Consider the following 20,789-nt stretch of genomic DNA (forward strand, 5'->3'; position numbering starts at 1 on the left):
GAACAAAATTGCCAGCAGTAGTTGATACCGAGAAGTGCACCGCCTGTGAGACCTGTGTGGATGTCTGTCCTTCTGCTGCCATAACCATGGTAGACGGGAAGGCAAAAGTCGATCCGGATCTCTGTGTTGAGTGTGAGACCTGCATCGACGAGTGTCCGTCCGAAGCGATCTCCATGGAATAAAAACCAACTCTTTTAATACCACCTGCACAAGAGATACTCCTATCCATGATTAATGTAGGAGTGCTTGGTGCCACAGGGGCAGTAGGACAGCGTTTCGTTCAGTTGCTGGCGGATCATCCCTGGTTTAACCTTCAGACCCTTACAGCATCCGAACGGAGTGCGGGAAAACCTTATGGCAAGGTGGTCAACTGGAGGCTTGATGCGCCGTACCCGGATAAAGTCAGCGATATCATCGTCACTCCAACAACCGTCGAGAGCCTGAAAGACTGTGATCTTGTCTTCTCAGCGCTGCCGCCAGAGGTGGCGACACAGCTCGAGACCGAGATCGCCGACGCCGGTATCGCTGTCTGCAGCAATGCCAGATCACATCGAATGGATCCCGATGTCCCACTGGTGATACCGGAGGTCAACCCGGACCATCTTGGGCTGATCGATCTTCAGCGCGATCGGGGGCGTGATGGATTTATTGTGACCAATCCGAACTGCTCGACGATTATCCTTGTGCTGGCTCTTGCACCCCTGAGGGCGTTCGAGTTTCATGATGTGCGTGTGGCGACCATGCAGGCTATCTCGGGAGCCGGGTTTGCCGGCATCCCTGCCATGGAGATCTATGACAACGTTGTCCCATACATCGGTTCTGAAGAGGAGAAGATGGAAACCGAGACGTTGAAGATCATGGGTACGTTCGATGGCGCCGAGGTCAAACCGGCTCCTTTCAGGGTGAGTGCCAGTTGCCACAGGGTTCCTGTGATCGATGGCCACACGATGGCTGTCTGGGTCGACATCAATGAACCTGTTGCTGAGGTGAAGAAAGCCTATGCAACATTCAAGCCACCCTTTAGTGACCTGCCGCTACAGCCAGCAAAGACGATCGAACTTCTCGATCAGCCTGACCGTCCACAACCACGACTTGATCGCAACCGTGGGCGAGGTATGACAGTCTCCGTTGGTAGGGTTCGCGAAGGGTTGCGTTTTGTGGCGCACGGCCACAACACCATCCGTGGGGCTGCAGGCGCATCCGTCCTCAACGCAGAGTTGATACATTCAAGGAATTACCTTTGATGAGGTGTGCTCAATGATAAAAGACAACACAGTATTCGTTGGAAACAAACCGGTCATGAACTACGTGCTTGCTGTGGTCACCCAGTTCAACAATGGTGCGGAAGAAGTTGCTATTAAGGCTCGCGGAAAGGCTATATCACGCGCCGTCGATACAGCGGAGATTGCGCTCAACCGGTTCCTTGCAAACGTGGTCAAGAAAGAGATCCTTACATCGACCGAGATGATCGACACCGATACCGGCAAGACAAATGTCTCCAGCATCGAGATAATCCTCGCTCAGCAGAAGTGAGTCCCGGAAACATTTTTTTTGCACGCCATCGACGTATGGTATGCAGACTGAGGTTAGATCCGTCGGGAACCTGGTTGTGGTTGAGAAGGTGAACAAGTAACATCCCTGATTCTTGCGGGCTTGGGCCAGCATGCCCATCTGCCAATGTTTCACCGTGAACCAGGTCAGGCTAACAGACCTGTGGTGGCGGATCATGAGAGAATCGCCAGAGTTTGAGGAATTACCCCAAAGTTTCATTCTCTCTTTGGGGTGGGCAAGGATCGAACCAGGCTCTTTCCGGGGCACTTGATATCGGTTGGATCCATCCGGAAAGCTGAAACCGCATAAATACACAGCAGCAGGACCTGGAGAAATCACTGCTGGCTGAGGATTCTCTGCCATCAGCCCCGCTGGCCGTCGATCTGGGATAGGGGTGCCCTGGCAGGCTTCGACCATAAAGGATTTAAGAAACACCATATAGACAACTATACAATGAAGTATGTGGCCGTAGGCGTAGTCTTGATGCTGGTGCTTGCCCTCATCACCCCCTCGATGGCAGCAGACGAGGGACGCTACAGTTACATAACGGTTCAAGACATCACCATTCGGCTGGAGAAGGCAGATGCCGTTGTTAGCATGAACTACACGGTAGATAATAGTATCGGCTTTCTTGTCCTCCTACTTGGGAAGTCTGACCTGGAACAGAAGGTCCTTAACATACTGAACTTTGACAGTGTGAGCGTTCAGTATCTAGGTCTTGATCATGCGGAGATCCGCGTGAATGGCGTATCAAATGATTACGGAGATGGGACATACTGGTTCCCGGAGCACAGTTTTGGAGTGGTCGTGCCCTCTCTTACCATCATAACACCGCAGAGCGTCAGGCAGTATGAAAACATCAGCGAGATTCCTGGCGGATTTGGCTATTTTGCGTAAGTTCCACGGATCGATCAGATATCAAGTGCTTATACTACTTTATACCGCATTCCACTGAGTTATCATCAGGGTGACGGCAAAACTCAACCCTTTACCATACCACACCCACCATACCGGGAGATTGAGGCATGATGGCCCAGATCTCAGTAAGGCAGGTATCGATCGGTTCAGGCCCTGAACCCCCCTCTAGAATCAAACCGGCCTCTATCTCCTTCTCATATCCTGTCTTTGAGGTTTTATCGTGCCGTAAATCCCGGACAAATGAGCAAGTAACTCCCTCCAGAACTACCTGGATCTTCAGCCTTAGTTGCCGTTAGATCCGCACTTCAAGGCTCAAAGATCGCTCTCCTTGTAAAATTACACTCGCTCTGTGGCCTGATATTAGATACTGATAGGTTAAAGCCAGAAACACGGGGAGAGACTCGGGAGAAGACCCATGCGTGGCCTTCCAGGGTGGTGGGGGTAGTCAGTGAATACTTTCCCGGTGACACGTCAAGACAGGGGAAGGGGACGTGTCCCGTCCCCTCTCCCCGTCAGCCCCTCCCCAAAAGGGCGATACTCCATGGATACAGTGTAAGGGTGGGCCTCTCCAGCATCTGGGTGAAACCCTCCCTGGCACGGCCTTTCCTGCTATCGCCGTTCACTGCCCGCCCCCCCCCCCGAAGGGGTGGCGGTCAGCGAAGGTGGTTCGACCTGAGATGTAGGAGACAGGGGCGATTCTCCATCGATAAACTGCCCTGGAAGTTCTCCTGTGTCAACACAACCCCATCGCCGAGATCCTGTTTCTGCCCCCGCCCCACAGGGGGGTGGAGAAAGAGATCCTTCGCTTTATGTGGAGTTACTGAACCGTGGTGTTCCGGGAGCAGAATATCTGTCGCAATGCCCGGGTAGCTGAGGGTAGGGTTTCGCAAAGTGAGTTTAAACAGCCTATTTACGAGAATTGTGCTATTATTTCTGAATAATTGTAAAAATACCGCTGTTGTGAATGTACTTCTAGTAGGGGGTGACCATTACACCTGCCCTTAACCAGAAGACGAAGACTCAGAAGGTGGCTGATTGGTGAAATCTGGAGGTGGCTAATTGATTTTATCAGATCCCTTCAAGCAGCGTGGCAGAGCAGAGGGTCGTTCTATTTGCTTTGGCCTCGGAGCACCCCGGGCCAGGGGATGCCAAGACCCTCTGCCAGGTCCTTCAGTTCATCATGGATGCCCCGGTCAAGTTTGAGAATAACCACCATATATACCAGCCCACCGAGTGCGATCGCGCCCAGAAGAACGAGGACGTTCGTGAGCGGGATGATATATGAAAAGACTGCAACAGCAGCGCTCATGGCAAGTGCGGCAAGGACGATGTTTACGACAGGCCCGGACTCCACCCTCACTTGAATACACCGTGAGAGTTTACGGCTGGCAAGAGTCGCGTTCAGCACCATTGTTATGAGCGTCGCCATCGCAGCCCCCATGATGCCGTATAACGGGATGAGGACCAGGTTCAGGAGAATGTTTGCGCCGACGGCGATAGCAGTCACCCGGAACGAATCCTGTGGTCGGTTGAGAGCGTTCAGACACATCGTCTGGAGAAACATAAAGACATGGGCTATCTGAACCGGCAGGAGTATGGCAAGAGTTCCTGCCCCGAGCGAGAACGCTGCCCCGTAGAAGAAGTAAAGGAGTCGTTCACCGAGGATCCAGCCCCCAAAAACCACCGGTACCGCGAGCAGGAGCGAGTAGGTGAACCCTCTGCCGAGGGCATGTTCCACCAAAGAGAGTTCACCATGTTTCCCCCAGTAACTGATCTTCGGAAAAAGGGTGGTATGGAGCGCAAGCGTGACAAACGTTGCGATCGAGGTTAACTGGAGAGCCACACGGTATATCCCTACATCGACATCGGTCAGGAAGTAACCTACCATGATCGTATCCGCATACGAGAAGACAAGGTAGCCGCTCGAACTGAGGAACGTCCAGACAGAGAAGGAGAAGAGGCTGCGGAGGTGTGGGAGGCCAAAGGGCGCCAGGGAGAGGTCCAGGAACCGGAAGGTGAATAGCCCACACGCAATAAGCCCGGCAACAAACCCGCCGGCGAGACCTGCAATCCCGTAACCGAGGATGACCGCAGCGACCTGGACGATTATCCTGACCAGGGTGTCGATCAGGTTACCGATCTGGTTGATGCCGACCTTCCCCCGCCCGTACACGCCGTTTGAGGCGATGTTACTGAAGACGCTGACGACCAGCGCGACAAGAAGCCAGGGAAATGCCCCAGATACACTGAGATCGACAAGGATCGGGCGCAACAGAAGGAGGAGACCCACCGAAGCGAAGAGGAGCATCGCTCGGAGGAACACAAACGCGGTGAAGTAAGCGTTCTGGTCCACGCCCTCACTGATCCGTTTGACCGCGGCACCCCCGAACCCTCCGTCCCCGATCAGGTTGAAGACACTGTAGTAAGCGACGAACAAGAAGTAAGCGCCAAGGATAGCGGGGCCCACAGTATGGGCGAAGAACATCGTGGAGAGGAACCCGATCGCGGTCAGCCCGAGTGTCGAGCCAAGACTGATCACGCTCTGGCGCCTCACGGGGTCGATGCGCATGACGCGACCAACATAACCGGAGGAGCGAAACACAAGACGGGTTTGGGCGTAAAAAACCATATCTCTTTTGAACCGAACCTGCGCAGAGGGGGTGCGAATCTGCCGGTTCATGGTAATGTTTTACCCCCTGCACCCCCGCCCTCCGGGGATGCGCTGGGAGTCCGTTGTGATACGCCGCCCCCATCCCGTTCAGGGTGTCCGGGGGCCCATCATTCATACCGGGACAACACAAACGGTATAGTAATACCTTACGACGCTCAAACACTGAGCGCAAACTCATGCTACTGGCGGTGAGATATTGGATGCGGGGGTAATCGGTGTTGGAATGATGGGCAGGAACCATGCCCGTGTATACTCAGAACTGAAAGCGGTGGACTCGCTCTACCTCTATGATCTCAACGAGAAGGCTGCAGGTGACCTTGCCGGGGTATTCGGGGCAACCGTCTCGACTGGTGTTGAAGACCTGCTCGCAAATGTGGACGCTGTGAGCATCTGCGTCCCGACACCATTCCATTTCTCTGTTGCAAAGCAGGCGATCGATGCCAGAGTGCCGTTCCTGATCGAGAAGCCCATCTGCGCGACGGCAGAAGAGAGCCGCCATCTTGTCAGGATTATACCTGAAGATCTTGTCGTCGGTGTCGGGCACATCGAAAGGTTCAACCCCATCGTCCCTGAGATCAAGAAGATTGTCCGTGACCCGCTTTATGTCGAGATGAAACGACATAATCCTGCCTCCTCCCGCGTGAGCGGGTCGTCAGTGGTTGAAGACCTGATGATCCACGATATTGATATTATGCGAAACGTCCTCCTCCCGGATGGGTTATATCGGCTTGCCGGGAGCGGTAACCAGGACGTATGCAGCGCCCTCTTCTCTTTTAATGAAACCCCCGTCTACCTCTCCGCGAGCAGGAAGTCCTCAAAGAAGATCCGGATGATCTACATCGAGGAGGAGGAGTTCACCATCGAGGGCGATTTCATGGCCCAGGAGATCTACATCCACCGCAAACCCGGACAGTATGCCGTCGAGGACGAGCGCTATGTCCAGGAGAACATCATAGAGAAGGTGCTTGTGAACAAACAGGAACCCTTGAAACTCGAACTCTCAACATTCCTTGAGTGCGTTGCCAGGGGACGTGATTTCCCGGTCACCCCACGGCAGGCGCTGATAAACATGGAGATCTGCGAAGAGATCAGCCAATGCTTTTCGGTATAAGGATGGTTTTTGTATGAGCAGGTTAGAGTCAATCATCAATGCCCGTGGACCTATCAGAAAGGTAGGTGTGGTCGGCATGGGGTATGTCGGCATCCCGGCCGCAGTGCTCTTTGCCGACACGCCAGAGTTTGAGTTTGTCTATGGGTTTCAGCGCGATTCGCCGTCTTCCGGCTACAAGATCGCCATGCTCAACCGTGGCGAATCCCCGCTTCGCGGCGAGGAACCAGAGCTTGAAGAACTGCTCTCGAAGGTTCTCGATGCGGGTAAGTTCCGGTGCACATCAGACTTCTCCCGGATAGTTGAGTGCGATGCGGTGACCCTCGCAATCCAGACCCCCTTCAAGAACCCGAAGGACCTGATCCCCGACTTTTCCGCTCTGATAGAAGGGCTCAGGCAGGTGGGAAAGCACCTTACAAAAGGAGTGCTTGTGGTGCTTGAGTCGACCGTCACTCCCGGCACAACCGCAGGGATGGCCCGCGAGATCCTGGAGGAGGAGTCAGGCATGATCGCCGGCGAGGATTTTGCGCTTGCTCATGCCCCGGAACGGGTGATGGTCGGACGGTTGATCAGGAACATCCGCGAACACGACCGGATTGTCGGTGGGATAAACGAGGTGAGCACAGCGCGGGCGACTGAACTCTACCGACCTGTCCTTACGACCGGCAGGATAATCCCTATGACCGCAACCGCGGCCGAGGTTACTAAGACCGCCGAGAACGCCTTCCGCGATCTTCAGATCGCCGCCGTGAACCAGCTTGCCCTCCACTGTGAGGCGATGGGCGTCAACGTCTACGACGTTCGGAGGGGGATCGACTCGCTCAAGGGCGAGGGGATCACACGTGCGATCCTCTGGCCGGGTGCGGGTGTTGGCGGTCACTGCCTGACAAAAGATACCTGGCACCTTGAGCGGGGCGCTGTCATCCTCGGCGGCGACCTGTGGTATCCGCACGGGGCGGAGTCGATCTTTGGTGTCGCCCGCAGGATAAACGAGTTCATGCCCCGCCACATGGTGCACCTGACAGTCGAGGGGCTCAAACGCGCCGGTAAGTCGGCGGATGGCGCGAACGTGGCGCTTCTTGGCTGGGCGTTCATCCAGAACTCCGATGATACACGAAACACCCCTGCAGAGCCATACCTTGAGGCGATGAAAGAGGCGGGTGCGAACGTCCGCGTTCACGACCCATATGTGGATGAATATCCGGGGATCGAGGTCTCACACGACCTTGATGCAACCCTCGCTGGTGCGGATGTGATCACAATCTTCACCGGTCATCGGCAGTATTTCTCTCTTGAACCTGCACGAACAAAAGAACTCTCTGGCAGCGAGCATCCGGTGATCGTGGACGGCAGGAACGTTATCGACCCGGACACGTTTATCGAGGCGGGGTTCATCTACAAGGGCATCGGCCGGGGCGACAAGAACAGTCATCCGATCCGGCGGTAGTACATGAAGATTGCATCGATCGTCGGCGCAAGGCCGCAGTTCATCAAGTGTGCACCGGTCTCCAGGGAGATCCGGAAGGACTACCAGGAGGTCCTCATCCATACGGGGCAACACTATGACCACGGGATGTCGGAGATCTTCTTTGAGGAACTCGGCATCCCGAAACCCGACTACAACCTGGGGATTGGATCGGGGACGCACGGCCACCAGACCGGGGCGATGCTCGCAGCGATCGAGGACGTCCTGGAGAGAGAGGGGCCGGATGCGGTTATTGTCTACGGTGACACCAACTCTACCCTGGCGGGAGCGCTTGCGGCGGCAAAACTTCACATACCGGTGGCGCACGTGGAGGCCGGACTCAGGAGTTTTGACCGCCGGATGCCAGAGGAAGTGAACCGGGTGCTCACCGACCACTGCTCGGAGATCCTGTTCTGTCCAACAAAGACCGCGGTATCTAACCTTGCGGCCGAGGGGATCAGGAAGGGTGTATTTCTGGTGGGAGACGTCATGGTCGATGCCATGAACTACAACCGCGGGGTCGCGGAAGAACGTTCCAGGATCCTGGAGAACGTGGGGGTCGAACCGGGGGACTATCTGGTGGTCACCGTCCACCGGCCATCAAACACCGACAGAAGGGATAGTATGGCCGCCATACTCGGTGCGCTGGGGGATGTCGAGAGACCTGTTGTCTTCCCGGTCCACCCCCGGACACGGAAGTTCCTGGATGAATACGGTCTCCTCGCGAAGATACCCGCGAACGTCATTCTGACCGAACCGCTCGGTTACCTTGATATGATCAGGCTGATGGCCCATGCGGAGAAGATCCTGACCGACTCCGGCGGCATCCAGAAGGAGGCCTACCTGCTCGGCGTACCCTGCATCACCCTCCGGGAGAATACCGAATGGGTTGAGACGGTCGAGAGCGGATGGAACGTGCTTGTCGGTGCCGAACGGGATCGGGTTTTGGATGCTGTTTTGCATTTCTCACCGACGGTGCGACAGAAAAACCTCTTTGGCGAGGGGAATGCCAGCCTTCTGATCAGGAAGTTTCTCGGCAGGTACCTGGACACCAACCAGCGCCGGTTGTGAGTGGTAAGTTACTGCTCCCCTCTCGTCGGGGTATCCCGGGATACTACCCCTGGGATTGCAGCCCAAATCCCATAATATTGATCGCCGCGTATCTCTGTCCCGATCCATAGATAACCCACGGTGCGGGCAGGAGTGGACACGGTTAGAGAGCGTATTGGCGACGATCATGTCACATCTGGAAACACTGCCATGATGTATTCCCTGGGTTCACGAGGATCAGACGAGAACCAGCCTCTTTTGCTCTGGTCTCTGCGATCGTGATGAACAGATTCCAGGCGACATCGACAATGTTTTTTGCCAGATGATGGTTTTTATGCATGTTTTTGATCTTCAGATCCTCAAACACGATCGTGCCGAACCGATCCACCAACTGCCGGGAGATCTGATGAGCAAAATCGAACTTACGGCTCGCGATCCGTTCGTGGACGCGTGCGACAACCTCTCTGGCTTTCTTACGTTCAGGAGTTTGCCGATCTTCCTTCTTTTCTTTCGTATGAAAATGACCCCCGATTTTCATCCGGTGTGCCTGTAGCTCTAACGGGCATCATGTAGTTTTTTGTCTGGAAGAGAGCACGAATGTTACTCCAGGGTGTATAGTTGACCATCTGGAGAACTTTAAATTACACATCCTTAACAGCGGGATTCTGATCCTTCAGCGTGACGATCCGCGCCTGTGTTCCCCGCATCGTCGGAGTGGGGCATTTATCCCGCGCAGTGTGACACTCTTCAAGGGGTTTCCTACAGAGCCACACACGGGTATCGAGTGCGGTATTCAACCGCCCCTCTGTGATTGCATCAGGATAAGGACGATACGTGTAGGAAGCGATCATCCAATTCTCTTCTCTTGAGAATCGACATACTATTTGAGGGCATCAAGAACCCCTCCACCTGTGGGGGGGACTTCCAGATCCGCCCTCTTCACCCCCGTGAGTTAAAAAAGCAGATTGCAGGAGCGGAAAATTTAATCCTCCGACTCCCTGGCCTCGTCAGCCTCAGCGGTCCCGATCTCTTCCGTCTCCTGTTGTGATTCAGTCGAGGGCTGGCGAGTAAACGTCTCCTTCATGACGACTTCGTTGACCTCAGGGTAGTATTCGAAGATCTGGCTGATCAGACTTCCCCGCCACATCATCCAGCGCCGATCATAGATGATATCCTGAGGCAGCGCGAGCTCGACCGTTCCATCGGTGATCCTGACATTGATATCGCTCCGGCGGGCGAAGATCTTGATGAGACCCCTGATCTGCTCCAGCTGATCGTCGACCTTCTCGAGGATGCTGTAGGTGTAGTGCACGCTCTTTCCTGCGAAGGGGTGGTTAAAGTCGACGACCGCGCGCCTCCCTATGACGTTGGTGACAATACCCTCGCGGCCTTCGATGCTGACCCGCATCCCGGGTTCGGGCTTCTCGCGGAACTGCGTGATCGGGAAAGAGGCCACCTCGCTCTCGTCGTGCTCTCCGAACGCCTTCTCGGGCGGGATCTCAACCTCTCCTTCCGTGCCAACCTCCTTTCCGATCAGTTCCTCTTCAAGACCGCTAAGGATGTGGTGGCTTCCAAGGCGGATGGTTATCGGGCCGTATTCCGCCATTTGATTGTAGATACCCTCTTCCTTTGCAATCTCCTCATCTGTGGTATCAAAAACGTCCCCACCGATACGGCCGGTGTAGCTGATCCTGACAAAATCTCCTTCCTGAAGTGCCATTTTCCATTCACCATGGTTAGTTAGTGCACAGCAATCTCCTGTACGGCGTTTGCGCACAGGTTCACCGAGCACCTCTATCAAGTTGTTCCATTTCATTAGGATGGAATGGTATATATACTGTCTACCAGCCTGCCCGTGGTCATAAGCACCCGGAATAACAGGATCTAGCCCCCTCCAGAACTACCTGGATCTTCAGCCTATTTTGCCGTTAGATCCGCACTTAAAGGCTCAAAGATCGCTCCCCTTGCAAAAGTAAACTCGCTCTGAGGCCTGATACCAGATCCTGGTAGTTTAAAACCAGAAACACGAGAGAGGCGCTGGAGAAGACACATGCACGGCCATCCCTGCTATCGCCACGCACTGCCCGCCCCTCGGAAGGGGGCGGGAGGAGGCGCGGAACGCGCCGGGAGGTGTGGGTGATCTGCATGCCGGAAAAGAGTGCCCGGTAACAAGTCAAGACATGGGAAAGAGGCGTTCCGCCCCACCGTCAGCCCCTCCCCACGGGGGCGATTCTCCATTGATACAGTGTCCCGGTGTGCATCCAGAGTATCACGGCGAGACCATCCATGGCACGGCCTTCCCTGGCAATCACCCCGTAATCCCCTCACCCCCGAGGAGGTGGAGAAAGCGAACCTTTGCTTATGTGAAGTTACTGAACCGTGGGGCTCCGGGAGCAGAATATCTGTCGCGATGCTCAGGCAGGTGAGGCTAAGGTCTCGCAAAGTGAGTTTAAACAGCCTATTTACGAGGATTGTGCTATTATTTCTGAACAATTGTAAAAATACCGCTATTGTGGATGTACTTCTGGTAGGGGGACCATTACAACTGGCGTTAACCAGAATACGGAGACTCAAAAAGTGGCTGAATAGTGAGATCTGGAGGAGGCTAAACAGTATGAAATCGTTCTTAGAACCACCGGCCAGCAGGGTGAGGATGGGTGTGGAGATAGCACCGTGGAAACCATTCATGGTGATGTGAGAAGCCAGATGAACCCGGCAAGGCGATTTGTTTTGTAGCAGTGTACCGTGGGAGAAGGTAATTCCCCATTCCTCTCGCTGCATGGTTCCAGTGACCGGGTTATCCATCGTATGGTGGAAGAACCCCGCCCCCAGGCCCGCCGGCGCGTCCCCCCTTCCGCCCTTTCCGCCAGGGGCAAATGGAGTTCTTGCTTTTAAGGAGTCTTTCATCCTGAATCGGAGAGAGACGCTCCCATTTCTCGCATTGGACGGCCTGGAGAATTGTCCGGCCATTCAGGGTGCGCCTTCGCCAGGGTTCAATCGCCAGGAACACCCCATCGGCAGGGGTTTATCACCGATCCAGATAGACGATCTGATGCGAGAGTTATGCTCGAGGTGGAGGCAAAGTTTGCGGTCAGGGATCTTGATACAATCAGATCCAGGCTGGAAGCGATGGGAGTGCGGAAGGGCAGGAGACAAAAGGAACTGGACGTCTACTACAACGCCCCACACCGCGATTTTGGTGAGACGGACGAGGCGTTGCGGGTCAGGTATGATGATACCGGGATCACACTCACCTACAAAGGCCCGAAAATCCATGTAGGCAGCGCAAAGGCCAGGGAAGAACAGAACCTGGGTGTGAGCTCCGGGGAGACCCTTGAGGCGATACTCACCAGCCTGGGGTTCCGACGTGCTGCCACGGTCTCCAAGGTGCGCGAGTTCTATGAGGCAGCAGGTGTGACCATAACACTCGACGCCGTCGAGGGACTCGGGACATTCATCGAGATCGAGATCCTGACCGGAGACGATAGAGATGACGCCGCCACAAGGATTGGCGCGATTGCAAAAGAACTGGGTGTAGAGGGTCCACCGATCTACACCTCATATCTTGAGATGTTGTTGTTCAAACAGTGATCAGATCAATACGGATCTCTTTCGGTTCATCCCCGAAATGGATGAGAGCACCGAATCCATCCGATGCAGGCCCGGGGTTGACGATTCTGACGCCGTCTACCTCGGTGACGCCCCGTGCTTCATGGATATGGGCGCAGCAAACCAGGTCGAAACCGGCCATGTGCTTTCTTATGCTCTGGCTCCCGACGTGATTCGCGCCGACGACGTCCAGTGTCTTGTAAGGCGGGGCATGACTTATCAGGACGTTGTGAACGTTCCGCTCCATGTACCTGACGATCCTGCCGAGTTCTTTATCGATCTCTTCTTCCGTCAGTTCAAACGGTGTGTCAAATGGAGTCTTGTTCGAGCCCCCAAGCCCGGCGAATGTTACCTTGCCAAGGGAGATCCAAGAGTTATGCAGACAGACCGCATCCGAACGCTCGAGCACGTCGACGATCTCGCGGGGATCGCAGTTGCCTGGTATTGCAAAACATGGCACCTCGAAGGAGGAGACTACTGACTCTACAGGTTCAAGTGGACCGAAATTGGTTATGTCACCAGCGATTATGACCGCATCGTAGTCGTAGCCGAGAAAAGCGTCTACTTTTCCGTAGTTTCCGTGCAGATCTGCTAGGAGGAGCACATCCATCATGCTCTATAGATGAGGGGTGTGTCTAAAAAACCTTATCTCATGATCCATCCACGAGCCGGTTATTCTGCCGTTGAGCGCCAGTTTTCCAAGGACGTTCTCGGTCTCCGGAAGGAGCGAACGGGGGCTGGCTTTTGAGAGCGGTGTCCCCGGGAGTGGCATGAAGTAGTGGATATGTGCCCTCCCCACCCGCGTGACCTCCCTCACCAGGTCGAGCGTTGCGCGCTGGTCATCATCGCTCTCAAATGGCAGCCCGAGGATAAAATCGACGACCGGAACGAGCCCGTATTCATAACAGAGGTCGACAGCACAAAGGACGTCCTGGACCGTATGCCCCCGGTGCAGACGGCGTAACACCGCATCGCTCCCCGACTGCGCCCCAAAGTGCAGACGGGTGTTGGCGCAGTGGTCGGTCACAAGTTCCAGGAACTGTTCTGAGACGCACTCCGGGCGCACCTCGCCCGGGAAGGTGCCGAAGAAGACCCGTCGCCCATCCAGTCTCTTGAGGAGGCGCTCTACCCTGTCAGGTCGCAGATGGACGCCATCAGAGCCGTAGGCGAAGGCGTTCGGGGTGACGAACCTGACATCCAGGTAGCGCGAGGCGTGGAGGACGATCTCGTCAATGGACCTGTGGCGCATACATCGCCCAAACAGGCGCGGCGTCTGGCAGTAATCACAGGAGAAGGGGCATCCCCGCGTGATCTCGACAAAACCCTTGATCTGCGAGAAGGGCGGGTAACCGTCCAGGAGAACGGTGTGGTGGGCAGGGGTGTAGCCAGTAGCGGTAGCAACACCGGGCGGCGGGTCACGCCCCTCCTCGATAGCGGCAAGAAGCGCCGGGAGGGTGTACTCGCCCTCCCCGACGACAACGTAATCGGCGTATTCAGCCACCTCACGGTAGCAGGCAGAGGCATGAGGGCCGCCTACGATCGTTATGCAGTCTGTGCCGGCGATCTCGTCACGATAGACGCATTCGTTTATAGAGTTCAGGCTGTAGATGGTGACATCCGGTCGAGGGCCGTCCGTCACCTCGATCTCGTAACCGTGCACCTCGCACGCAGCAGCAAGTGCGGCAAAGGTGTTCTTTGCCTGAGGGATGTATCGCCAGTATACCCTCATGTCACGGGTTTTGCGGGCGTGCCTGATGCTTAAAGCGTTCAGATTGATTTCTCCCAGCCCTGGCCCATATCGACGATTGGACGGACCTCAGTGACCTCAAATGTCAGCGTGGCGTGCATCATCTTCGCCGCATCTTCGCCAAGTGCCGCAGCAACCTCTCTCTTGTATGCTTCCAGCTTCTCGCCTGAGGTCGCGTAGTCCTTCAGTTTCATGTAGACACGGATACCCTTCCAGTCCATGAGCGTCTTCCCCTGCTCAAGGATTGTATAGACGGCATAGGGGTTCTCCTGCAGGTACTCGAGTGTGCGGTTCTTTCCTAGCCCCATGACAATGGTCTTCTCATCGACCATCCTCGGTGACCCAAAGACAGCCGCGTTTACCTTACCCTCTCTGTTTGCGGTGCTCAGTATGCCAACTCTTGGCTGTTTGTTGAAGTAGTCCATAAGTCTGGATGACATGATTCTCTCCTCCTATCGATCCGGAAATTGTCATTTCTGACTAAAAGGGTTATGGGTAAGTGCAATTCCAGCACAAAAATAAGCGTTTCCAGCCCCGACCGCCAGATTTCAGTAGCCTGTGGCGTAGTAGTAACCATCTTCTCTGTGGATGTGTACCGGGACGCGGAAAAGTTCACCGATATTCCTCTCTGTCAGCACTGTAGGCTTTTCGCCGTCCATCGCGATCGCGCCATCCCGCATCAGAACCACCCGCGCGATCTCCGGGATTATATCATGAAGGTTGTGCGTCACCAGGATGATTCCTGTCCCCGATCCGGCAATCTTTCTAAGGGTTTTTCGGAGGGTGTGGAGCGCGTGCAGGTCGAGACTGTTTGTGGGTTCATCGAGGACCAGGGTGCCTGGGTCGTGGACGAGCGCTCTCCCGATCAGAAGTCTGCGGGCCTCACCCGACGAGACCTCTGTCATCGGGCGGTCGGCGAGGTGGGCGACACCCAGGAACTCCAGGATCTCGTCGACCTTCTCCTCCATCGCCGGGGTCACCTCATGGGAGAACAGCCCGATGCTCGAGAAGAAACCCGAGAGCAGAACCTCCCGTCCCGATATTCCGCGGGTGAAGATGTACTGGAGGTCGCCGGAGACAACGCCGAGGCGGGATCGCAGGTCAAAGGCGTCCCACGTATCCTGCCCACAGAACCGGAACGTCACCTCCGGGCCGGGAGCGGAAGGGTAGTATTCCCGGGTGATCGCCTTGATGAGCGACGATTTCCCGGCACCATTCGGTCCAAGAATGGCAATATGTTCCCCCTCCTGGATCGTGAGTGAGACCGAGTCGAGGAGAACTCTCCCATCCCGGACGATACTGAGGTTTTGAAACTCGACAAACGGGTCTGGAGAACGCTGATCTTCAGCCGTCATCTCAGCCACTCCGTCGCGTGGGTGTTATGGTAGGGGATTCCATCAGGCGTCGCCGCTCTGTACATTTGGCAGTTCTCTTCAAAAGGTATGCTTCTTGTCAACGGCAATGTGGGGCGGTCGGTCACGAAAGACGTTCAACGGCCGGGAGGCGGGGGTCATCGAGGGATCTTCACCGGGGGCTATTTGATTGCCCCATGCATAATACCGGGAAAGAGGGGGGAGATAAGGTCTTGATCGTTGATCTCATGGCCTCTACACACCCATGGTACAGATCATAAAATTAATCCGCCCTGCCCCGAAACAGAGCCCTATGGACACAGAACTGCGCGACACCTACATCCGGCTTCACGAGACCTACTTCCCGGGAGCCGAACTCCCGATCGCCTTTGAGGTCGGGGGAGTTACGGAGGGTTTGGAAAGGATTCCTGCCCCGAAAGGCTGGAGGTGCTTTGTCTGCGACGTTGCCAGGGTGCGGAAGGGCCAGAGCCTCGTCTTCTCTGAAGAATCGATTGGCTGTCGTGGTGGGAGGTTTTACCTCGGTTACGACGCCGAAAGGGCTCCAGACTTCCGCTACTTCCTATCCTACGGCAAACCAGGCATCGTTGAGGGGGAACGATACCGGCAGACACCCGAACTTGTCGACGAACTCGACCGGAAGACCGTCCGAATACCGACAAAAGGTAAAGAGATCGTCTTCAAGCGCTGGGACAACCTGACCGCTGCAGACAATCCTGATGCCGTGGTCTTCTTCACCAGGCCCGAAGTGATCTCCGGGCTCTTTACACTTGCAAACTTCGATCGGCCAGACCCCTGCGGGGTTATCTGCCCGTTCGGCGCCGGGTGCAGCTCGGTCTTTCACTACCCCTGGCTTGAGCAGCAGAACGATGACCCAAAAGCCGTTCTCGGGCTGTTTGACCCCTCGGCACGGCCCTGCGTGCCGGTGGATGTCCTGACGATGGCATTCCCAATGAAGAAGTTTGAGAGGGTCATCGGGTTCATGGAGGAGAGTTTCCTGATCACGGGCACCTGGGAGAAAGTCGTGAAGAAGATCGCACGGAGCAATGCGTTGCATTCACCCTGAAAAGGGGTAAAAGGGCGAGTAACATGCAATCTTCGGAACCAAGACGATGCTGTTGATGTAGTTTGGCCCTGCTCTGCCAGGGGAGCGGTATTCCTCAACCAGATAGGGCCAGAGCCAGTAGTTGTAACCCTGTTCATCGATTGCCGCTCTCGGTGGGCGGTCATGGGATCGTTTGAATTAGGGAAGGTCGGAGTGCCTGCCAGGTTGTAACACACCCCATAACTCGGCCATGCCGGCGATCTCTTCCTCCAGCAGGGATGCTCCCACTCCGGCATTGGAATGTGAGGGATCACCTCTGGCGGCCACGAGAGCCAGTAAGAACAGCAGGTGACCGCCGCTACCCGCCGCTCAGGTCACGTTTGCTTCGGCCATCTTCTCCTTATAAGACTCAAGGATCTGGGTGACGAAACGCTGGTGCTCCTCGAGCGCCTGCTCGTCATTGGGTGATGTCTCTATCCCGACAGCGTAGAGCAGGATTAGAGCGTTGTCCAGGTCAAGCGCAGCGGGGTCGTCGACGAGATCTTTCGGGAGACGTATGGCGAGATACTCGTTGTCCTCATCTTTGAAGACGTGTTCGGGGTTTGTAACCACCATTGAGTCAGCGAGACCGGCCGCACGCTCACGGAGGATCAGGAGTGCGCGCTCCAGCACGCCGGGGTACGGTTTGATCGCTTTGAGCAGGTCAAGTGCTTTTGTACAGTTATCAATCGCGGACTCATAGAGTCCGAACTTAAACCTCAACAACGCCTGTGCAACAAGGTGCCCTGTCTCCTCGTCGATCGGAGCAAAGAGAGGCTCGATCCGCATGATATACTCATTCAACATCTGTTTCATGGTCTTCTTCTCCACTTTTTTGACCCCAAACAACTTCTCCACCCGGACGGCAAGAAGACTGATCGTCGCCGCAAAGAGCACCTGGACGATCATCATCGATCCGATATCGTTAGGGACGAGAAAGATGAGGACGGCGTAGAGTGGTGTGAAGAGCGAGACGAGATCTCGCCGTGGTCTCGTGTAAGCCTGATAACAGAGGATGCAGGAGGCGATCACGCAACCGGCGATCCCCACCCAGAAACTATAGGAGAGACCGGCAACCGTCCTCAGCAGCAGACCGACCAGTATACCCCCAAACGATACCGCGGGAACCGCCATCCAGAGACGGGACGCGGGTCCGGGTGTTGTTGTTTTTGTGGTCATCGACTCTTCTCACAGGTCATTTCGCCGCCAGAGATAAACATGGTTTCTATTCTCGACCGGGGGACCACACCCTCCCGGTCAGGATTGAGGCGGCGTGAGGTCAGGGATCGTGACACTCACCCCTGTGCCGGCGAGACTGTTCAGACCTGACCGCAGGTTCTCGCACTCCTGCGCATACTCGGCCCGCAGCCCCTCCAGACGGTTCTCCGCCCGCGCCTTCGCCGCGACAGCAGCCTCGCGCCTCCGTTGCAGGTCAGGGAGCGCCGCACTGAGACGCTCCTCCTCAACCACGACCGTTAACGCCGCCAGGGCCGCCTCCTGCACTTTCTGCTCCTTTTCAAGGGCACGTTTGCGCGAAACAGCGTCCCTAAACGCGGCGGACAGCGTCTCCGGGTCGGAGAAGAGACGGATCTCCTCCTGGTTCTTGAGAGCGAGGTCGCCCCGCCGGACCATGTCGAGGACCGACGGCATCGCCGCCTCGATCGCATCCTCATCCTCAACCGCTATCGAGATCGCCGCAACAGCGGCACGGTCTCCGCTCCTCTCTGCCACCTTCCCGGCCTTCCGGAGGACGTGGAGAGCAGTGACCCGGAGCGACCCGATCTCTCTTTCAACCCCCGCCTCCGCAGCCTTGATCTCGCGGATCGTCTCCTCAATCTCTCTCTTCCGGGCCTGGTCGGGGTGGTCTTTCAGGGTGGCAAGTCCCTCTTCCGCCTTCCGGATCGAGGTCTCCAGTTCTTCAATCGCCGTGGAATGATCCCGGACATGGGCGCTTACGGCAGCATACTCATCCCGTATCCGGAGAACAGCCTCATACGACCCGCGCACCACCTCCACCTGCTCCCGGCGTTCACGCGCCCGCCCGATCGCCTCTGTCATAGTGTTGACCTCGCGTCCCAGGTCGCGCACAGCATCTCTAACCTCCTTGACCTCGTCGGGGTAAGCGGATGAGAGGTACTTCCCCTGTCCTTTCATCGCCTTGAGCACACCTTTCAGGATCTCAGCAGCCGTCGCATAGAAGGCCTCCGGGTCGCCGGATGGCTCACGGGAGAGGAACTGGGACATCGACCTTGTGAACGCAGGGAGTGTCTTTCGCGATATATCCCTGAGCCGGGGGTGAGCGTCCTCATCGGTCTCCGCCGTCTCCATCCGGGCGACCGCCTCCCGCAGGGTGACCAGCGTGGTGGAGATGGCGTCCTGTGACGATGCCGTCGCAGCGGCAAGGTCGCGGGCGATCTCCTCCTCGCGGGAATCCAGCCAGGACGAAAGACCGTCAAACGAGAGTTCCAGGTGCTCCTCCGCCGGTCGAAATAGGTCGCGCAGTTGTTTGAACATGCCTTTCTCAGACTATGATCCCGGTCACCATCATTCTTTTCTTCAATCGCTCCCTGCGATCCGCCGGAGGCGTTCAACACCATGGATCTCCCGGATAACCTCCACAACCGCAGGAGGGACCAGGTGCTCCCAGGGTTCACCACCAAGCATCCGCCGCCGTATGGCGGTGCCCGAGTGCGTCAACCGTTCATACATATCCGGCGACTGAACCGCCACCCCCGCCTCGGCAAAGAGCTGCATGACCAGCGGATTGCTAGAGTAGACCGTTTCAAACGGCGGTGTCATCGACCGGACGTGGGCCACCCAGAGGGCGTTACGCTGGATATCCTCGATCGGAATTACGTAGAAGGGGCAATCGAGATCCGTGAGCGAACCTGTCAGCATTAACACCCGTTCGCCGGCAGTAAACGGGTTGTCCATGGTATGGGAGAGCTGGGCGCTCCCCACACCTATGACAATCTCGTCCACAGACCGTGCGATCCTCTCCAGCACCGACTGGTGACCGTTGTGATAGGGCTGGAACCGACCGATGTAGAACCCGCGACTCATTCACGGCACCCCCCACGTGCGACCTGAGCGGCAAAAGCCCCCGCCGTGAACCCGGCATCGATGTTCACGACCGCCAGAACCGAGCAGGCCTGGAGCATGCTTGCAAGGGCCGCCTCCCCTCCGCCCATGTAGCCATAACCGGTGCTCACAGGAAGACCGATCACCGGGCGGTCAACCAGACCCGCCACGATCGCCGGGAGCGTGCCCTCACGACCGGCGGCCACGACGAAGACGTCCGCGGGTATCATGTCCCTAAGAGCCGAGAAGAGACGGTGGATCCCCGCTACCCCGACGTCGTAGGCGGTCTTGACCCTGCATCCCATCTCCTCGGCCATCAGCCTTGCCTCCTCTGCGACAGGGATATCGGACGTCCCTGCCGTGAGGATGGCGACCGTACCTCCCCTGGGGGCGGGGTCCTCCCCCGTAGAGAGGATGACGCCCCTTGCCGCTTCCCGATACTCCAGCAGGACACCCGGCGGCAGCCGGCTGCGTAGCGCCTCAAGGTGTGCCGGCGAGACCCTTGTCGCGATGCATCGGCCCGCCGCCCTCACCTGCGCAAGCATTATCTCCGCAAACGCTTCCGGCTCCTTGCCCTCGGCGAGCACAACCTCGGGCATTCCGCAACGCACACTCCGGCCGGTGTCGAACCGGGCAATGCCGTCGATCATCTCGATCCGGAGCCCTTCGATAGCGCCTGCTGCTTCGTCCTCGGACACCTCGCCGTCACGATACATCCGGAGGATCTCCCTGATTGTGGCATTAGGCAGCATAATTCGATAACAAAAATAGGGGGTGGAGGTATAATATTACTTCATATCATGTCCTACCTTGCCTACATCGCAGGGTTCGGCGTTGCCGCCACCGCTTTCCTCTGGCTGCGCGACCTGCGGATATTTTATCGCACAGGCCTTCCTGGATACCGGAAGGCGGCGTATCACGGGGTTCCATACACGGCGCTTGCGCTCCTCGGGGCGTTCATCACGATGTATGCAGAATCGTGGGACCTTCTCGGTCTTGCGCTGATCCTGCTTGCCCTCTACCTCCAGGACAGGGTTGAGCGGGAGAACATATGGCATGGCAAAAGTGCCATCGAGCGGTTCTTTGGCAGAGCGGAACGCAGAAATGTTAAGAGTTCGCAGAAGAGACCATAAGC

The 20,789-nt window shown here is 56.4% G+C and carries 21 protein-coding genes; 10 read left to right on the forward strand and 11 right to left on the reverse strand.

Annotation, left to right across the window (positions count from 1 at the left end; all coding sequences use genetic code 11):
- The first annotated feature begins 8 nt into the window (after positions 1-8).
- The 4 genes from QMC91_RS02535 (at position 9) to QMC91_RS02550 (ending at position 2,448) form a co-directional block, all read left to right on the forward strand.
- Entirely contained in the window at positions 9-182 is a 174-nt protein-coding gene (locus QMC91_RS02535; protein ID WP_214023117.1) for a 4Fe-4S binding protein, read from the forward strand.
- A 45-nt stretch (positions 183-227) separates the two neighbouring features.
- Positions 228-1,244 (forward strand): aspartate-semialdehyde dehydrogenase, encoded by a 1,017-nt coding sequence (asd, locus tag QMC91_RS02540; protein WP_300234889.1) that lies wholly within the window; start codon positions 228-230, stop codon positions 1,242-1,244.
- 13 nt (positions 1,245-1,257) lie between these two features.
- Positions 1,258-1,533 carry a DNA-binding protein Alba gene (albA, locus tag QMC91_RS02545; protein ID WP_300234892.1) on the forward strand — a complete coding sequence of 92 codons (276 nt, stop codon included), beginning with the start codon at positions 1,258-1,260 and terminating at the stop codon, positions 1,531-1,533.
- A 471-nt stretch (positions 1,534-2,004) separates the two neighbouring features.
- Entirely contained in the window at positions 2,005-2,448 is a 444-nt protein-coding gene (locus tag QMC91_RS02550; protein ID WP_300234894.1) for a hypothetical protein, read from the forward strand.
- A gap of 1,129 nt (positions 2,449-3,577) precedes the next feature.
- Here the strand turns inward: QMC91_RS02550 and QMC91_RS02555 are convergent.
- A complete protein-coding gene (locus tag QMC91_RS02555) occupies positions 3,578-5,038 on the reverse strand; it encodes a flippase (protein ID WP_300234897.1) in 1,461 nt (486 codons plus the stop codon).
- Between the two features lie 298 nt (positions 5,039-5,336).
- On the opposite strand from QMC91_RS02555, the gene QMC91_RS02560 reads away from it, so the two are divergent.
- From QMC91_RS02560 to wecB, 3 genes are read left to right on the forward strand one after another with little or no spacing between them, the layout of a single operon-like run.
- Entirely contained in the window at positions 5,337-6,251 is a 915-nt protein-coding gene (locus QMC91_RS02560; protein ID WP_300234900.1) for a Gfo/Idh/MocA family oxidoreductase, read from the forward strand.
- Positions 6,252-6,264: 13 nt separating this feature from the next.
- Positions 6,265-7,695 (forward strand): nucleotide sugar dehydrogenase, encoded by a 1,431-nt coding sequence (locus tag QMC91_RS02565; protein WP_300234903.1) that lies wholly within the window; start codon positions 6,265-6,267, stop codon positions 7,693-7,695.
- Between the two features lie 3 nt (positions 7,696-7,698).
- Positions 7,699-8,784, forward strand: coding sequence for a non-hydrolyzing UDP-N-acetylglucosamine 2-epimerase (gene wecB / locus QMC91_RS02570; protein ID WP_300234906.1), 1,086 nt, complete (start codon positions 7,699-7,701; stop codon positions 8,782-8,784).
- 169 nt (positions 8,785-8,953) lie between these two features.
- Here wecB and QMC91_RS02575 read toward each other — a convergent pair whose 3' ends face one another.
- A complete protein-coding gene (locus tag QMC91_RS02575) occupies positions 8,954-9,301 on the reverse strand; it encodes a transposase (protein WP_300234908.1) in 348 nt (115 codons plus the stop codon).
- Between the two features lie 444 nt (positions 9,302-9,745).
- Positions 9,746-10,483, reverse strand: a complete 738-nt coding sequence (locus QMC91_RS02580) for a peptidylprolyl isomerase (protein ID WP_300234911.1) — start codon at positions 10,481-10,483, stop codon at positions 9,746-9,748.
- 1,343 nt (positions 10,484-11,826) lie between these two features.
- Between QMC91_RS02580 and cyaB the strand changes: the two genes are divergently transcribed.
- Positions 11,827-12,354 carry a class IV adenylate cyclase gene (gene cyaB, locus QMC91_RS02585; RefSeq protein WP_300234914.1) on the forward strand — a complete coding sequence of 176 codons (528 nt, stop codon included), beginning with the start codon at positions 11,827-11,829 and terminating at the stop codon, positions 12,352-12,354.
- On the opposite strand, the gene QMC91_RS02590 is transcribed toward cyaB, so the two are convergent.
- The 4 genes from QMC91_RS02590 to QMC91_RS02605 all read right to left on the reverse strand — a co-directional run bounded on the left by QMC91_RS02590 (position 12,344) and on the right by QMC91_RS02605 (position 15,474).
- Positions 12,344-12,985: a metallophosphoesterase gene (locus QMC91_RS02590; protein ID WP_300234917.1), complete on the reverse strand. Its 642-nt coding sequence runs from the start codon at positions 12,983-12,985 to the stop codon at positions 12,344-12,346. The genes cyaB and QMC91_RS02590 overlap by 11 nt on opposite strands.
- 3 nt (positions 12,986-12,988) lie before the next feature.
- Complete coding sequence (locus QMC91_RS02595) at positions 12,989-14,101, reverse strand: TIGR04013 family B12-binding domain/radical SAM domain-containing protein (RefSeq protein ID WP_300234920.1); 1,113 nt, start codon at positions 14,099-14,101, stop codon at positions 12,989-12,991.
- Positions 14,102-14,139: 38 nt separating this feature from the next.
- Positions 14,140-14,559 carry a pyridoxamine 5'-phosphate oxidase family protein gene (locus QMC91_RS02600; protein WP_300234922.1) on the reverse strand — a complete coding sequence of 140 codons (420 nt, stop codon included), beginning with the start codon at positions 14,557-14,559 and terminating at the stop codon, positions 14,140-14,142.
- A gap of 108 nt (positions 14,560-14,667) precedes the next feature.
- Positions 14,668-15,474 (reverse strand): ATP-binding cassette domain-containing protein, encoded by an 807-nt coding sequence (locus tag QMC91_RS02605; RefSeq protein ID WP_300234924.1) that lies wholly within the window; start codon positions 15,472-15,474, stop codon positions 14,668-14,670.
- 310 nt (positions 15,475-15,784) lie between these two features.
- Between QMC91_RS02605 and QMC91_RS02610 the strand changes: the two genes are divergently transcribed.
- Complete coding sequence (locus tag QMC91_RS02610) at positions 15,785-16,555, forward strand: DUF169 domain-containing protein (protein ID WP_300234927.1); 771 nt, start codon at positions 15,785-15,787, stop codon at positions 16,553-16,555.
- A gap of 348 nt (positions 16,556-16,903) precedes the next feature.
- Here the strand turns inward: QMC91_RS02610 and QMC91_RS02615 are convergent, their stop codons facing one another.
- From QMC91_RS02615 to larB, 4 genes are all read right to left on the reverse strand, one after another.
- Positions 16,904-17,752 carry a hypothetical protein gene (locus QMC91_RS02615; RefSeq protein ID WP_300234930.1) on the reverse strand — a complete coding sequence of 283 codons (849 nt, stop codon included), beginning with the start codon at positions 17,750-17,752 and terminating at the stop codon, positions 16,904-16,906.
- Between the two features lie 78 nt (positions 17,753-17,830).
- Positions 17,831-19,087, reverse strand: coding sequence for a hypothetical protein (locus tag QMC91_RS02620; protein WP_300234932.1), 1,257 nt, complete (start codon positions 19,085-19,087; stop codon positions 17,831-17,833).
- A gap of 42 nt (positions 19,088-19,129) precedes the next feature.
- Positions 19,130-19,636, reverse strand: coding sequence for a nicotinamide-nucleotide adenylyltransferase (locus tag QMC91_RS02625; protein ID WP_300234934.1), 507 nt, complete (start codon positions 19,634-19,636; stop codon positions 19,130-19,132).
- On the reverse strand, positions 19,633-20,406 hold the full coding sequence (larB, locus tag QMC91_RS02630; protein ID WP_300234936.1) for a nickel pincer cofactor biosynthesis protein LarB: 774 nt from the start codon (positions 20,404-20,406) through the stop codon (positions 19,633-19,635). The genes QMC91_RS02625 and larB overlap by 4 nt, the downstream gene beginning before the upstream one ends.
- 48 nt (positions 20,407-20,454) lie before the next feature.
- On the opposite strand from larB, the gene QMC91_RS02635 reads away from it, so the two are divergent.
- Entirely contained in the window at positions 20,455-20,787 is a 333-nt protein-coding gene (locus tag QMC91_RS02635; RefSeq protein WP_300234939.1) for an ABC transporter permease, read from the forward strand.
- Positions 20,788-20,789: the final 2 nt, after the last annotated feature.

It is taken from the genome of Methanoculleus sp. (assembly GCF_030019085.1).
Classification (GTDB): Archaea; Halobacteriota; Methanomicrobia; order Methanomicrobiales; family Methanoculleaceae; genus Methanoculleus.

Excerpts from the sequence above, each read along its gene's own strand:
- asd (WP_300234889.1), top strand. The coding sequence starts at position 228 with ATGATTAATGTAGGAGTGCTTGGTGCCACAGGGGCAGTAGGACAGCGT.
- albA (WP_300234892.1), top strand. The coding sequence starts at position 1,258 with ATGATAAAAGACAACACAGTATTCGTTGGAAACAAACCGGTCATGAAC.
- QMC91_RS02550 (WP_300234894.1), top strand. The coding sequence starts at position 2,005 with ATGAAGTATGTGGCCGTAGGCGTAGTCTTGATGCTGGTGCTTGCCCTC.
- QMC91_RS02555 (WP_300234897.1), bottom strand. The coding sequence starts at position 5,038 with ATGCGCATCGACCCCGTGAGGCGCCAGAGCGTGATCAGTCTTGGCTCG.
- QMC91_RS02565 (WP_300234903.1), top strand. The coding sequence starts at position 6,265 with ATGAGCAGGTTAGAGTCAATCATCAATGCCCGTGGACCTATCAGAAAG.
- wecB (WP_300234906.1), top strand. The coding sequence starts at position 7,699 with ATGAAGATTGCATCGATCGTCGGCGCAAGGCCGCAGTTCATCAAGTGT.
- QMC91_RS02575 (WP_300234908.1), bottom strand. The coding sequence starts at position 9,301 with ATGAAAATCGGGGGTCATTTTCATACGAAAGAAAAGAAGGAAGATCGG.
- QMC91_RS02580 (WP_300234911.1), bottom strand. The coding sequence starts at position 10,483 with ATGGCACTTCAGGAAGGAGATTTTGTCAGGATCAGCTACACCGGCCGT.
- cyaB (WP_300234914.1), top strand. The coding sequence starts at position 11,827 with ATGCTCGAGGTGGAGGCAAAGTTTGCGGTCAGGGATCTTGATACAATC.
- QMC91_RS02590 (WP_300234917.1), bottom strand. The coding sequence starts at position 12,985 with ATGATGGATGTGCTCCTCCTAGCAGATCTGCACGGAAACTACGGAAAA.
- QMC91_RS02595 (WP_300234920.1), bottom strand. The coding sequence starts at position 14,101 with ATGAGGGTATACTGGCGATACATCCCTCAGGCAAAGAACACCTTTGCC.
- QMC91_RS02600 (WP_300234922.1), bottom strand. The coding sequence starts at position 14,559 with ATGTCATCCAGACTTATGGACTACTTCAACAAACAGCCAAGAGTTGGC.
- QMC91_RS02605 (WP_300234924.1), bottom strand. The coding sequence starts at position 15,474 with ATGACGGCTGAAGATCAGCGTTCTCCAGACCCGTTTGTCGAGTTTCAA.
- QMC91_RS02610 (WP_300234927.1), top strand. The coding sequence starts at position 15,785 with ATGGACACAGAACTGCGCGACACCTACATCCGGCTTCACGAGACCTAC.
- QMC91_RS02615 (WP_300234930.1), bottom strand. The coding sequence starts at position 17,752 with ATGACCACAAAAACAACAACACCCGGACCCGCGTCCCGTCTCTGGATG.
- QMC91_RS02620 (WP_300234932.1), bottom strand. The coding sequence starts at position 19,087 with ATGTTCAAACAACTGCGCGACCTATTTCGACCGGCGGAGGAGCACCTG.
- QMC91_RS02625 (WP_300234934.1), bottom strand. The coding sequence starts at position 19,636 with ATGAGTCGCGGGTTCTACATCGGTCGGTTCCAGCCCTATCACAACGGT.
- larB (WP_300234936.1), bottom strand. The coding sequence starts at position 20,406 with ATGCTGCCTAATGCCACAATCAGGGAGATCCTCCGGATGTATCGTGAC.
- QMC91_RS02635 (WP_300234939.1), top strand. The coding sequence starts at position 20,455 with ATGTCCTACCTTGCCTACATCGCAGGGTTCGGCGTTGCCGCCACCGCT.